This window comes from Proteiniborus sp. MB09-C3 (assembly GCF_030263895.1).
GTDB lineage: Bacteria > Bacillota > Clostridia > Tissierellales > Proteiniboraceae > Proteiniborus.
On record NZ_CP127161.1, the window covers coordinates 1,766,463 to 1,780,858 of the forward strand.

Annotated in this window: 15 protein-coding genes; 12 read left to right on the plus strand and 3 right to left on the minus strand. The window is 33.2% G+C overall.

Annotation, left to right across the window (positions count from 1 at the left end):
• Nucleotides 1-101: 101 nt before the first annotated feature.
• From QO263_RS08495 to QO263_RS08515, 5 genes are read left to right on the plus strand one after another with little or no spacing between them, the layout of a single operon-like run.
• Nucleotides 102-560 carry an RNA polymerase sigma factor gene (locus QO263_RS08495; RefSeq protein WP_285628823.1) on the plus strand — a complete coding sequence of 153 codons (459 nt, stop codon included), beginning with the start codon at nt 102-104 and terminating at the stop codon, nt 558-560.
• The gene (locus QO263_RS08500) at nt 557-1,294 is read left to right on the plus strand and encodes a hypothetical protein (RefSeq protein ID WP_285628825.1); all 738 of its coding nucleotides are present in this window, start codon (nt 557-559) and stop codon (nt 1,292-1,294) included. Before QO263_RS08495 ends, QO263_RS08500 begins: the two co-directional genes overlap by 4 nt.
• Nucleotides 1,270-2,139 (plus strand): ABC transporter ATP-binding protein, encoded by an 870-nt coding sequence (locus tag QO263_RS08505; RefSeq protein WP_285628828.1) that lies wholly within the window; start codon nt 1,270-1,272, stop codon nt 2,137-2,139. Before QO263_RS08500 ends, QO263_RS08505 begins: the two co-directional genes overlap by 25 nt.
• Nucleotides 2,132-3,409, plus strand: coding sequence for an ABC transporter permease (locus QO263_RS08510; RefSeq protein WP_285628830.1), 1,278 nt, complete (start codon nt 2,132-2,134; stop codon nt 3,407-3,409). The genes QO263_RS08505 and QO263_RS08510 overlap by 8 nt, the downstream gene beginning before the upstream one ends.
• 22 nt (nt 3,410-3,431) lie before the next feature.
• Nucleotides 3,432-3,893, plus strand: coding sequence for a GNAT family N-acetyltransferase (locus QO263_RS08515; protein ID WP_285628832.1), 462 nt, complete (start codon nt 3,432-3,434; stop codon nt 3,891-3,893).
• A gap of 195 nt (nt 3,894-4,088) precedes the next feature.
• Here the strand turns inward: QO263_RS08515 and QO263_RS08520 are convergent, their stop codons facing one another.
• A complete protein-coding gene (locus QO263_RS08520; RefSeq protein WP_285628835.1) occupies nt 4,089-4,607 on the minus strand; it encodes a GNAT family N-acetyltransferase in 519 nt (172 codons plus the stop codon).
• A 200-nt stretch (nt 4,608-4,807) separates the two neighbouring features.
• On the opposite strand from QO263_RS08520, the gene QO263_RS08525 reads away from it, so the two are divergent.
• The 7 genes from QO263_RS08525 (at nt 4,808) to QO263_RS08555 (ending at nt 11,091) form a co-directional block, all read left to right on the plus strand.
• Entirely contained in the window at nt 4,808-5,083 is a 276-nt protein-coding gene (locus tag QO263_RS08525; RefSeq protein ID WP_285628836.1) for a GNAT family N-acetyltransferase, read from the plus strand.
• Nucleotides 5,084-5,125: 42 nt separating this feature from the next.
• A complete protein-coding gene (locus tag QO263_RS08530; protein ID WP_285628839.1) occupies nt 5,126-5,350 on the plus strand; it encodes a hypothetical protein in 225 nt (74 codons plus the stop codon).
• 490 nt (nt 5,351-5,840) lie between these two features.
• The gene (locus tag QO263_RS08535; protein WP_285628841.1) at nt 5,841-6,683 is read left to right on the plus strand and encodes a pirin family protein; all 843 of its coding nucleotides are present in this window, start codon (nt 5,841-5,843) and stop codon (nt 6,681-6,683) included.
• Between the two features lie 56 nt (nt 6,684-6,739).
• Entirely contained in the window at nt 6,740-7,948 is a 1,209-nt protein-coding gene (locus tag QO263_RS08540) for a Tm-1-like ATP-binding domain-containing protein (RefSeq protein WP_285628843.1), read from the plus strand.
• A gap of 45 nt (nt 7,949-7,993) precedes the next feature.
• Nucleotides 7,994-8,827, plus strand: coding sequence for a phosphoenolpyruvate hydrolase family protein (locus tag QO263_RS08545; RefSeq protein ID WP_285628846.1), 834 nt, complete (start codon nt 7,994-7,996; stop codon nt 8,825-8,827).
• A gap of 330 nt (nt 8,828-9,157) precedes the next feature.
• On the plus strand, nt 9,158-9,985 hold the full coding sequence (locus QO263_RS08550) for an endonuclease VIII (protein ID WP_285628848.1): 828 nt from the start codon (nt 9,158-9,160) through the stop codon (nt 9,983-9,985).
• A 71-nt stretch (nt 9,986-10,056) separates the two neighbouring features.
• A complete protein-coding gene (locus tag QO263_RS08555; RefSeq protein WP_285628849.1) occupies nt 10,057-11,091 on the plus strand; it encodes a sodium ion-translocating decarboxylase subunit beta in 1,035 nt (344 codons plus the stop codon).
• A gap of 138 nt (nt 11,092-11,229) precedes the next feature.
• Here QO263_RS08555 and rbr read toward each other — a convergent pair whose 3' ends face one another.
• Nucleotides 11,230-11,823, minus strand: coding sequence for a rubrerythrin (gene rbr, locus QO263_RS08560; protein ID WP_285628850.1), 594 nt, complete (start codon nt 11,821-11,823; stop codon nt 11,230-11,232).
• A 165-nt stretch (nt 11,824-11,988) separates the two neighbouring features.
• Entirely contained in the window at nt 11,989-14,385 is a 2,397-nt protein-coding gene (locus QO263_RS08565; protein ID WP_285628853.1) for a tyrosine-protein phosphatase, read from the minus strand.
• Between the last annotated feature and the right edge of the window lie 11 nt (nt 14,386-14,396).

A 14,396-nucleotide genomic window follows, 5' to 3' on the forward strand; every position in this document is an offset into this window, starting at 1 on the left:
ATCATAGTAATAATTTAATATCAAGCAAGCTTTCCATTTAAAAAAATACCCGCACATTTTACATTGCTTAACCGTTATACATATTGAAAGGAGGTTTTTTCGTGTCTTTAGAGCTCAAAGACCAGTATGACAAAATATATAAATACTGCTATTTCAAAGTGAAAAATTTACAGCTTGCAGAAGATTTGACACAGGAAACCTTTCTTAAATTTTTTAGCCAAAATTCCTATATTAGTCGTGGAAAGCCACTTGCATATCTTTATACAATAGCTAAAAATTTATGCATCGATACATATAGAAAAACTGAAATGATGCCATTAGATGAAAGTATTTCTTCAGAAAATACACTTGAAGATTTTGAAACATATTTTACTATAAGACAGGCTATATACACTTTACCAGAGGATTTGCAGGAAATTGTGTTCTTACGGTTTGTCAATGAATTGCCAATGGTAGAAATCAGTAACATCATAGGTATCTCACGATTTAGTGTGTATCGAAGAATAAATAACGCATTAAAAGAATTGAAGCTTATTTTAAGAGAGGAGGATTTTTCTTGAATAAAAAATTTAAAATGCAAATAAAATCGGCATTTAATATACCATCGCCTGCAAGAAAAGATGAATTTTTGCAAAGTATCAATTTCCCGAAAGCAAAATATAGTGATTTCATTTTCAGTCAAATAGGTTACATCAGAAAACGTATTTGGATAATGTCAGTTTCCTTGGTAATAGTTGTCTTGCTTGGCTTGAGATTAGTTCATATTGAGAACATATTCAAGCTTCTATGGATCATATCTTCTGTGCTACCATTTATAGCCTTGGCTGCTGTCATGGAGATTTCTCGAAGTACCTCTTATAATATGGCAGAATTGGAGATGAGTTGTAGGCATAGCTTGGCTGATATTGTGCTGGTACGTTTAGGGGTAATAGGGAGTTCAAATTGTATTGCTTTTTTAGTGCTTTTATTACTATTAAACGGAAGTACAGATTATAGCTTCTGGCGTTTGGGAATCTATATGCTTGTTCCCTTTATGCTAACCTGTACACTATCACTATCTATATTAAACCATGGGAAAGTAAAGGAAACAGCCTATGTTTGTGGAGGTATCAGCTGCTTTGTCAGTGTGTTAAACAGTGTTTTAGTATATTTAACACAGGATGCATTTACTGATCGATACTTATATTTATGGGAGATTATATTCTTTGTTTTACTCATCCTAACTATTTTACAGACAGTTAAACTTATTAAGAATATGGAGGAATTACAATGGAGCTTGCAATTGACCGCTTAACAAAGCAATATCAAAATAAAATTGCCGTTGATAGAATTTCTTTGACATTAACGAAAGGTGTTTATGGACTTTTAGGTGCGAACGGTGCAGGAAAAACAACCTTAATGCGGATGATGTGTGGGATTTTAAGACCAACAAATGGAGAGATTAAATTTAATGGAATAGATGTAACTCACGAAGACTATCGTGATGTACTCGGATATTTGCCACAGGATTTTGGATACTATCCTGAATTTACAGCAACAGAATTTTTGTGCTACATGGCGAGCCTTAAGGGCTTAACAAAGCATAGGGCAAAAGCAAAATCGGCAGAACTTTTAGAGATTGTATCCCTATCCAATATGGCAAAACGAAAAATCAAAACCTTTTCAGGAGGAATGAAGCAGCGTCTTGGAATTGCTCAGGCAATGCTTAATAATCCTAAAATTTTGATTTTGGACGAACCAACAGCAGGGCTTGATCCCAAAGAGCGTGTACGTTTTCGTAATATTATTTCACAGCTTGGGACTGATAGAATTGTATTGTTGTCAACTCATATAGTGTCTGATATTGAAAATATTGCAGGAACTATTTTAGTAATGAAGGATGGTCAAATTATCCACCAAGGCAGTTTAGAGGAAATTATCAAGGCTATTGATGGCAGGGTTTTTGAGTGCATTGTTGATAGTAAAACAGCAGAAAAATTAGCAGCTATATATCCAATTATCAATATAAGACAAGAGAATGACAAAACGTTTTTGCGTATTGTATGTGATAAAAAACCTTCTGAAGATGCTATTTGTGTAAAAGCAACCTTAGAGGATTTATACCTATACTATTTTAGTGAGGTGAGTCAAAATGAGTAGTTTTTTTGATATAATAAGCTTTGAGTATAAAAAGCTTTTTAAAAGAAAAAGTACTATGATTAGTTTATTTTTGCTTTTAGTTGTTGTAGTGTTTTTAGGCATTATATCGGTTAGTGGTGCCAGCTATTGGCATTCAGAGAGTGGAGTATCCGCATTTGAAGCTATGAAGCTAGACAGAGAAGTTATTCGTTCAAAAGCAGGACTAATGGATGTTGCTTTTATAAAAGAAGCAATTGAACAAAATGCTATTATGATTGCTAACGATGAAAACTATATTATTAACGATTATGGCAGATATTTAAAAGGCGATGCCTATATAAAATATGTTTTGCCATATAAAAATGCTGTTAATATGTTAAATATCATGTACGAGGTAAACACTGAAAATCTTAGTACGGATGGCTTGCAATTCTTTAATATGGACAATGTAAAGCCCATAGATACACTTACAGTTAAAGATGCTGAAAGCTTTTATGCAACTATAAATCAGGCTTCGGCTTCATATATTAATAGCTTACCTAATTTGTCTCAAAACGAAAAAGGAAGGCATATTGATATGCTCTCACAGGTAAAAATACCTTACTACAATGACCATTATGACGGATATTTGAATTTTTATAAGCGTTTAAAAGTAATAGCTTTGATTTTGATGATTGTTATTGCAATTTGTATTTCACCCATTTTTGCAAATGAATATTATTTAAAAACAGACCAGATTATATTGTCATCAAAATACGGAAAAAGCAAAGTTATCTCTGCAAAACTGTTTACAGGAGTGACATTTTCATTGAGTGTGTCAGTCGCTACACTATTTGGTTTTCTGCTATTGATGTTATTGATACATGGCTTTAGTGGAGCTAATATGGCAATTCAGACAATAGCTTTTTATTCAACATATCCTCTTACTATATTACAAGCAAGTTTAGTAGCTATTGTTGTTACTGTTTTTGTAATTTTGTTTTTTGGAATGTTAACTATGCTATTTTCATCTTGGTTTAAATCTCCATTTTTTGTTATTACAATGTCATTTTTACTTTTATTTATACCTGGATTATTTAATGTATCCCATAATAACCGATTAATATATCAGATACTTCAGATATTTCCTGCAAAGGCAACTGAATTTTCTAATATTTATTCTAAGTATTTGTTTGAAATTTTGGGTTTTGTGTTTATTCCAGCAACATTCTACATTATCTTTTCACTAATTAGCTCACTATTGATTATTCCGCTTACTAAGCGTGCTTTTAAAAATCATCAGATAGAATAACGAAAAAAAGCGAGGGTGGCAAATGAATGATGTTATAGTAAAACAGCTAGGCAATGATGATAAAATTCCATACGAACTACTTCTTTTAGCAGATCCATCAATTGAGGCAATTAATGATTATGTACATAGAGGGGGCTGTTATGCTGCGTATGTTAATAATATTGCTATTGGAGCTTATGTAATAATAAAAACAAGACCATTAACTCTAGAGCTTGTAAATATTGCAGTTAGTGAAGCATATCGAGGCAAAGGAATAGGTAAGATGCTAATCCTCAGTGCAATAGATATGGCAAAGAATGAAAAAGCAAAGGTTTTAGAGGTTGGGACAGGAAATTCTAGTATATCTCAGCTAGCACTTTATCAAAAATGTGGATTTCGAGTAGTCGGTGTAGATAGAGATTTCTTTAAAAAACACTATAAAGAAAAGATAATAGAAAATGGAATTGAATGTGTAGATATGATTAGATTAAGCATGGATTTATAATCATATATTTAAGTAAAAATATTGTTTAAATGAAAAGAGTGATGATCTCTTATTTGGTAAAGGTGGGTTTACTTTAGAGGTGTAAAGCAAATAATTTCAGTCATTAAAGGACCTATGCTTTAACTATGGTTTTAGCATAGGTCTTTGCATTTAATTCGTTATTGCTGAATAATATAAGAATAAAGGGAAGGAAAGTTAGTTAGTTGTTACTGTAATACTATATTTGTACAGATATTCATTTTTTTCTTCATCAAAAACAGTTTCTAATAATCTACCATTGTTCTTTTCTATAATTTTCTTAGAGCCCATATTGTCTATATTACAAGTTAAAACTGCTTCTTTTATTCCTATATTTATGGCCTTTTCCAATGACAGTTTTAAAATCTGAGAACCATAACCTCTATTTCTGTAATCTGGTGATATGTCATAACCTATATGTCCAGAATATTTTTTCTCTTGGTGTCTAATTCTCACTACTCCTACAACTTCTTTTTCATCAATTAACCAGAATGTTGAAGTTACAACCTCTCCCTGAGGTAAATCGCTTCCCTTTGAATAATTGTGCAAGTCGTTTAAATAATCTTGGAAATTTTCTAAGGCCTTTTTATATTTATTAAAATAATGTTCATCATTTATTTTTCTGTATGTTAGAGCATAATTTTCAAAACTCTTTTGATATTGTTTATTAGGTTCAGCTAAAAATAAATTTTTCATAAATTATCCTCCATTATATCATTGCTCATTACTTTCATTTTATATAGTATCATACTAAGAAAGAAAATACTTGCACTAAGTGCTATTTTAACTAATACTATAGCATAAGAAAAAATTAAAATAAAGAATAAAAACTTCATAATTTCTTATTATTGAAATGAAGGAATAATTATGTAATAATGTGCTTGGGAGGTGTTGAAATGATAGAAGTAAAAAAAGGAATTAGAAGCTTTTATATTGGAGACTCAGAAGAAAATCCGTTAGCAGAAATGACCTTTGTTCCTACAGGTAACAATCTTATTATAATTGATCATACATATGTGTCAGATGAATTAAATGGACAAGGTGTTGGGAAACTTTTACTAAAAGAATTAGTTGAGTGGGTAAGAAGTGAGAACAAGAAGATAGTTCCCCTTTGCCCCTATGCAAAAGCACAGATGGAAAAGAATGAAGAATATCACGATATGATATATTAATGATAGTGTAGATGGTTTCAAAGCTGTAGAAGGAGTTAGAAATTGGACAATATAGATAAGCGAAATAAGCTTAAAGAAGAAATTTTTTCGTATAGGGTATCAAAAGATAATAAAGTATTTATTTTCTGGCATGAAAAACAAGTAATGATTTTAAAAGGAAGAGAAAGCGAAAAGTTTTTATCGAAAATATCAAAAGCAGATACAATGGAAGCACAATTAATAATGGCTAAAATCACTGGTAATTTTAAACGTGGAAATGAAAAATAATCAAAGTAAGATTATAGCTATGGAAACGGATTAGAATCCGATTAATTGATTTCTTGCACTAAGTTTAGCTTTACTACATTCAGTAGGTTTCTTATCATAATTATTTTCAAGAAAGCTCTGGTACGTGGAGTATGGACATGCTGTATACATTAAAGTCGGATCAGGATTTAGATTATTATTTGGATAATAATATGAATTCATCTGTTTTACTCCTTTCGATAAGAAATATTTAATATATTCCTTTCTATTTTTATATTATTCAGTTTTATATCATAAGTTCCAATAAAGCTGGAGTGACAAGCCTGCCTTTAGATAGTAGTGTATATTCCAATATGTAAAAGCTATTGCAGAGAAAAGATAAATGACTCAATTGGACAGTGCCTTTATTACTAAAGACATAATTTAAAAGTATAAAACATAACCTTTGAGATAACCTTCTAAAAGAGGGTACTATATAGATATTGTAATAAAATTTTTAGGAGGTATTTTGATGGATAGAAAAATTAAAAAATATTTTATTGGTAGACCTTCTCAAGATGGAGCAGGAGTAAAGCTATACCGGACCTTTGGATATTATGAAATTCCTGAGTATGACCCATTTCTAATGATGGACTTTTTTGACTCTACTAATCCTGATGAATACATAAAAGGATTTCCGTGGCATCCACATAGAGGAATAGAAACAGTTACTTATTTGATATCAGGCAGAATAGAACATCAGGATAGTTTGGGAAATAAGGGTGTTATTGGGGATGGAGACTGTCAATGGATGACTGCAGGTTCAGGTATTCTCCATCAAGAAATGCCTAAGGCAAGTTCAAGAATGCTGGGAGTACAAATTTGGTTAAATCTACACAAAAAGGACAAAATGACTTCACCGAAGTATGGTGATATTACAAAGGACATGATACCAGTTTATAGGGATGATAAAGAGGCTGTTCATATAATAGCTGGCAGCTATAAGGGTTTAATTGGCCCTATGGAAGGTGGAAAGGAGATCGAACCAACATTCTTTGATGTAGAGCTTAATCCTAATGAGGAATTTGTATTTAATATAGATTCTTCCTTTAATGCCTATGCATTTTTAATTGAGGGTGAAGCAAATTTTGATGTAGAAGAAGAAAAAATAATTTCTTATCCTAATGGAGTATTATACGAAGATGGGGATACAATAAGAATTAATACTAAGGATAAAGCAGCAAGATTTTTATTGCTGGCTGGTAAGAAGATAAATGAACCAGTAGCTTGGGGTGGCCCTATAGTAATGAATACAAAGGAAGAATTAAGCTTAGCATTTAAAGAATTAGACGAAGGAACATTTATTAAAAAGTAAAACCATACATATTAATCACATGGCCTAGTTAAAAATATAGTTTAGTGGAGGTTAGAATGAAGACAATTGCAATTGCAGGGACCTTTGACACAAAGGGGGCTGAGTTTTCTTATGTAAAAGAATTACTTGAAGGCTTAGGGTTAAGTACTTTTACAATTCATACAGGAGTATTTGAGCCAGCCTTTAAGCCAGACATATCAAATTGCGAAGTTGCAAAAGCAGCTGGAGCAGACATAAAAGCTCTTGCTGCAAAAAAAGATAGAGCATTAGCAACTGAAATATTGTCAAAAGGTATGGAAAAGTTGGTGCCTGAGTTATATAAACAGGGTAAATTTGATGGAATTATATCCTTTGGAGGTAGTGGAGGAACTTCACTAGTAACACCAGCAATGAGGGCACTGCCTATTGGCCTACCAAAAGTTATGGTATCAACAGTTGCCTCGGGAAATACTGCTCCTTATATTGGCACAAGTGATATTGTTATGATGCCATCTGTAGTAGACGTCTCAGGGGTGAATTCAATTTCCACAAAAATTTTCACTAATGCGGCCTTTGCTATAGCTGGAATGGTTAAATTCGAAAATTCAAAAGTATTAGAGAAAAAGCCTTTAGTAGCAGCCACTATGTTTGGTGTAACAACTCCATGTATAAATGCAGCAAGGGAATATCTTGAGGATAGAGGATATGAGGTTCTTGTCTTTCATGCTACAGGTATAGGCGGCCAAACAATGGAAGCGCTTATTGAAGCCGGGTTTATTGAAGGCGTTTTAGATATAACAACTACGGAGTGGGCAGATGAAATCATAGGAGGCGTTTTAAATGCTGGTCCGCATCGTTTGGAGGCAGCAGGTAAAAATCATATTCCACAGGTTGTTTCGGTAGGTGCTATTGATATGTGTAATTTTGGGCCTTATGATACGGTGCCTAAGGAGTTTGAGGGACGTAAATTATATAAGCATAATCCTACAGTAACGCTTATGAGAACAACTGTAGAGGAAAATGAGGCCATTGGTAAAAAAATTGCGGAAAAATTAAATATGGCAAGGGAAAAAACAGCATTGTTTTTACCTCTCAAGGGTATATCAAGCATAGATGTAGAGGGTCAGCCATTTTATGGACCTGAGGAAGATAAAGTGCTTTTTGATGCCTTAAGAAATGGGGTAAACAGAAATGTAGTAGAGATAGTCGAAATGGATTGTGCCATAAATGATGTGGAATTTGCAGAAACTACGGCACAAAAATTGATAGATTTAATGAGTATATAGTGAATATGAAATAAAAAATACAATATTAAGATATTGGAGGTTTTTATGAATATAATGACAAGAAAAAAGATTATGGCGAAATTTAGAGAACAGGTTAAGAATGGAAAGATACTAGTAGGAGTTGGAGCTGGAACGGGTATTACTGCTAAAAGTAGCGAGGCTGGCGGAGCAGATATGCTTATTATTTATAATTCTGGAAGATATAGAATGGCAGGTCGGGGTTCATTAGCAGGTTTATTATCATATGGAGATGCAAATCAAATAGTAGTTGATATGGGCTATGAAGTACTTCCAGTAGTAAAAGATACACCAGTACTTGCAGGAGTTTGTGGAACAGATCCTTTTAGAATCATGGATGTATTTTTAAAACAATTAAAAGATCAAGGATTTAGTGGAGTTCAAAACTTCCCAACTGTTGGTTTGATTGATGGTGTTTTCAGACAAAACCTAGAAGAAACAGGTATGGGATATGGTCTGGAAGTAGAAATGATTAGAAAAGCACATGAATTAGATATGCTTACTACCCCTTATGTGTTTGATCCAGAGCAGGCAAGGGACATGGCAGCAGCAGGAGCAGATATTTTAGTAGCTCACATGGGTTTAACTACAAAAGGTACTATTGGAGCCCAAACTGCTCTTACATTAGACGATTGTGTGAAGAAAATAGAAGCAATTATAAAAGCAGGAAAACAAGTAAATTCAGATATTATGGTAATCTGTCATGGTGGACCAATTGCAGAACCAGAAGATGCAGCATATGTAATTGAAAGAACAGAAGGAATTGATGGTTTCTTTGGCGCATCTAGTATTGAAAGATTTGCAGCCGAAAGAGGAATAAAGGCACAGACGGAAGCGTTTAAATCGATAACAAAGAAATAAAAATATACTGGGTTCTAATCCATTTAACTAAAGGGACGAAGCACAAGCTTTGAGAATTTACGTACAGGAGTTTTTATCATTAGATAAAAAATGCATGATTTTAGAATTATGCATTTTTTGTTTTTTCATAATGTATAAGCTATAGCAGTGTTAATATTATTGTGAAATAGATATAATTATCAAATATGACATACATATGCCTTATTTATAATGTATGATTACTTTATAGATATATAATGTTATAATGAAGATAAATCGTAAAAAGACCGTAAGCTTTAAGGAAACATAGAGTATTTTGATGAGAAGATTATAAAAAATTGGAGAGATGACATGATAGAATTACCAGAAGCTATTACTATAGCTCAACAGATTAATGAAACTATCAGTGGAAAAAAAATTAAAGATGTTATTGCAGCTCAGTCTCCTCATAAATTTGCATGGTATCATGGTGATCCACAAGAGTATTATGATTTGCTTGTGGACAAGGTAATAGGAGAAGCAGCAGGTTTTGGAGGTCTTGTAGAAATCAATGTAGAGGATGCTGTGATATTATTGGGAGATGGGATAAACTTGAGGCTTCATGGAGAAAAGGAAAAACGGCCTCAGAAGCACCAACTATTAATTGAGTTTGAAGATTTTACAGCAATAAGTGCATCAGTTCAGATGTATGGTGGAATATGGTGTTTTAAAGAAGGAGAATTCAAAAATACATATTTTCTACAAGCAAAGAGTAAGCCTTCACCACTTTCAGATAAATTTGACAAAGCATATTTTGACAGTATTATTTCAGCCCTTGAGGTTGAAAAACTTAGCGCAAAGGCATTTCTTGCAACAGAGCAAAGAATACCTGGCCTTGGGAATGGCGTGTTACAGGATATTCTCTATAATGCTAGAATCCATCCAAAGAAGAAGATAAGAGCGTTTACTGCAGAGAATAGGGATAATCTTTATGATTCAATAAAATCTACTCTTGCAGAAATGACTTTCCTTGGCGGTAGAGATACTGAAAGAGATTTGTTTGGATGTTTTGGCAGCTATAAAACTAAGCTTAGTAAAAACACTGTCGATAAACCATGTCCAATATGTGATACTATCATTAAAAAAGAAGCTTATATGGGTGGAAGTATATACTATTGCAGTGAATGTCAGAAAAACTAGAGAACATTTTGTATTCATGAAGTGGAGGAATGTAGATAAATTTGACATTAGATAGAGCAGAGGTGAATCAAATGAAAGTATATTATAATTCCAGTATATGGAGTAAAGGTAAAGGGCCTTGCGGATTGGCACAGAAGACAAACTGGGAATTTGAATATGCAGGGACTAAACGCATTATTCCTGCCATATATCGTTTTTCTCAAGGTATTGTTTTTGATATTATCACTATTTTAGATGAGAAAAAGCTTCGTAAATTTTTTGAAAAGTACGAAGCCATTGAAGAGACATTGACACCATTACAGCGGCGTTGTGCAGAGCAGGAGCATCCTTATCAGTCTGTACCAATAAAAGAAATATTTATAAATGAAAAACAGGTGGAAAATGGTTATTCATCTAGCGGTGCAATGAGTATACCGTGGGAAAAACAAAATGATGAGTTGATCTCCTTGCAAAGGGCATATTCATCAATTTTAAAAGATACATCCTGTTTTGCTTGTGAACGCTTTTGCGTGCCGTATCCTGAAACAGATTCTAAAATCCAAAAACTACTGCGTTTTTTGAGATTGATTAAAGTAGATAAAATAAAGTTATGTACCTATCCTATGGAAGAATTTTTTCCTTTGGATATACACTTTAAAATGTCAGTAAATGAAGAGCAAAAAGAGTTATGCTTTAATCATCCTATAACAGGAATAAAACATACGTTATTTTTTCAGAATGCAGAGACTACAGAATTTCCTATTACAATAAACAGAAACCGTATCCTTTATAATATGCATTTAATGTATGAAATAGAGCCTGCTTTACCACAGGGAGACACTTTGCAGTTTGGCACTAGTATACAATATACAGAGCCAGAGCCCATAGTTGATGGATTTAGTCCTGATTCGGCTTCATCTATTGGTATTATCGGTGGAGCTGATGGTCCTACGGCGATCTTTATTTCATCAAGTGACAAGGGAAAAAAGATACCCTGTGGTCATCATGGATTACCTCTTCATAGCTGTTTATCTGTACTGAGTTTTCAAAACGAGGATGCTTCGAATTTTATCATAGAGGGAATTAATATAGAAAAATATGGTAGCTATGAGTATAACCTTCAGTAACCTGAGCAAATTATACATAATGGATATTATAGGCATTGGAAATTTACAAGTTATCAAAAATAAATAAAAAATGCACTGAGATTTTCAGTGCATTAATTTTAATATTTTATAAAGTTTACTGCTTTGCCAATAACTTGATTAATATGTCTCTACAAAAAGCTCAAAATGTGCTTGTGGATGGATACAAGCTGGACATACTTCAGGTGCATTTTGACCTTCGTGTACATATCCACAATTTCCGCATTTCCATAATACTTTTTCTTCTTTTTTGAAGACTCTATCATTTAATATATTATCAGCAAGTTTATTAAATCTAATTTCATGTGCTTTTTCAGCAGTAGCTATAGCTCTAAAAGCAACTGCTATCTCTTTAAAACCTTCTTTTTCAGCAACATTTGCAAATGCTGGATACATATCTGCCCATTCTTCATTTTCCCCGCTTGCTGCAGCTTTTAGATTATCTAATGTACTGCCTTGAGCAACAGGGAATGTAGCTTCTATATCTATAGTAGCTGGAAGCTCATCCTTTAATCCTGCAAGCAAAAACTTATAAAATCTTTTTGCGTGTTCTTTTTCATTGTCAGCTGTTTCAATGAAAATATTTCTAATTTGTTTAAAACCTTCTTTGTCAGCTACAGAAGCATAGTATGTATAACGATTTCTAGCCTGTGATTCTCCTGCAAATGCCTTCATTAAGTTTTCTGCAGTTTTTGTCCCCTTTAAATTACTCATTTTTTCCTCCTCATATCAGTGATTTTTATTATTAGGGCATCTAGGACAGATGCTTTTAAAATAAACATTTTTCATTAGTTTTAAAATTACTTAGTTGATTATAATTGGAATCTTGCCATTTTTGCAAAATCCTGTTCAAAATTTTATATATTTTTTTTAACAACTCTATTTTACTGGAAGAATCAGTTCTTGTCCAATTTGAATCATATTAGGATTTCTGATAATATCCTTGTTAAGATTATAAATTTCAATGTAACGAGTACCGCTTCCAAGTTGTTTTAGAGCAATATTCCATAAGCAATCACCTTTAACAACAATATAAGTTACTATTGTTGTGTCTTCTTTATCTATATTGTCTGTATTGCTTATCTCATCGGTTTTATCTTCTTTTTCAATTATTAACTCTGTAGAAAGATTAGTTTTTAATGTTTCAATTTGTTCATTTGTCATACCACCAGAAAGAAGATAGTTCTTTGCGCTTTCTTCAAGGCTTGTTTTATCTAAATCATCGGTTCCTGAAATAAATTTAAGCATTGCAAGTACATCCTCAGAAATCAGTTTGTATTGTTGGGTATCTTTTTGAACATCGTAATAATTAATGTAGCTTAGCATATAATCTTCAACAATTTCATCCTTTGATGCACCCATTAAAGAGCCAAGCAATGCTGCAAAAAAGCCTGTACGATCCTTACCCTCAGTACAGTGGAAGAGGTAAGGTCCTTTATTCTCTGACATGAATACTAAACCTTTAATAATACTTGATTTAAATTCATTACTTTTATATGCAAGCCCCATATTTAGAGGTAATACATGACTGTTTTTATAAAGCTCTGCATAATATGGTGATGCAAAATCATCTGCTTCAAGATAAGTACTAATGTTTTCAGGCGAATCAGCAAGATTAACAACAGTATTTACTTTAGCTTCCTTAATTAGATTATCTGAATAGGATGCACGTCCAAGTTCATTATTTATTGGGCTTGAGCTGCGATAAAGAATGCCTTTTGTGATGTTACCCATTGTAATATTACGGAAGTTAGCAAATACATCATCAGAGGAATAATCTTCACGATTATTTGTACGTTCTAATTTACGAATCTCGTACTGAACAAGGTATTCCTCAGGACCAGTGAGCATAATAGTTACTTTGTCGCCAATTTTTACATCGGCTATTTCGTTAAGCTTTCCATAGTTGATACATATTCCTATATTGGTATGTCCTGGATATGCACGAACTAGTGGATATCCACTGTCTACATAGTAACCATCTAGAAATGGAGCTTCAAGTACAAAACCGTTATCAAATATAGCCGTTACCATATCACCAGCTTTAAAGCCTAGATTATAGAAATCTTCAATTGAAATATCAGTTAAAGCATGACCGTATTTTTCAATTTCTGTAACTGTAGCTGATACATTTGGAGTTTTATAGATTGAATCAACTGAAAGCTTTTCTTTAAGGGATTTAATCTCAGCCGAAGTCATGCCAATTTTTTGAAGATAGTTCTCAGCAGATGCCGCAAGGTCAACTTCTGAAATATCAGCTCCTTTTTCATATCCACTGACAGTAGTAGTTAAGGAAGCTATGATATTACTTTTTGCTATAGAAGTATGCTGCTCACTGCCTTCTTCAACTCCGTAATAGTTCTCGTATGTAGTCATATAATCAGCAACTACTTCATCAAGCTTTGCACCCATAAGGGATTCTAATACAGCACTTACGAAGCCTGCACGGTCTTTACCCTCAGTACAGTGGATAAGATATGGTCCATCATTTTTGCTTAAGAAACGAAGTCCCTCAGCTAATTTTTTCCCGAAGTCTTCTCCTGAAATATCAACACCCATATTCAGACTTATAACCTTACCTGCTTCATAAAGAGATTTGTAATATTCAGAATCGAAATCATCTAATGCTATATAGCTTTCAATTTCTTCCTCAGAATCAGCTAAATTAAGTACTGCTCCTATTCCAACAGCTTCAGCTAGTGCATTAGAATAAGCTGCACGACCTAGTTCATTATTTATAGGACTGCTGCTCCTATATAAAACAGCAGGCTTAATTCCTGTAGTTGTAATATTGCGAAAGTTAGCAAATATAGAATCAGTTGCATAATCAGAGCGTACATTTGTACGTGTCAATTGATGGAGCAGATACTCCGAAAGATATCCTTCTTTTTCTAATAATGAGAATGATACTTTGTCGCCTACGTTTACATTGTATGTAGTGGAAAAGTTACCCATGTTTATAGCAACAACGAGTAAATTGTTTTTCTGGTCATCACGCACTACAAGACTTCCAGTATCTACATCACTATAGGATGTACAGAAAGGAATTTCAAGTACGTTATCACCTACTGTAACTTTGAGTATATCACCTAACGCATAGCCTGCATCATAGAGGGCCTTAGGTTCAATATCCATTGTAAGGTTGCCATATTTTTGTACCTCAGCAACAGTTCCTAATACATCTGCATAGCTGTTTTCTGCTTTTGCTATGACAGGAAGTGAAAATGCCATAACAGTAACCAAAAGCAGTGCAATAATTCTTCTTGTCTGTTTCATATTTCTCCTCC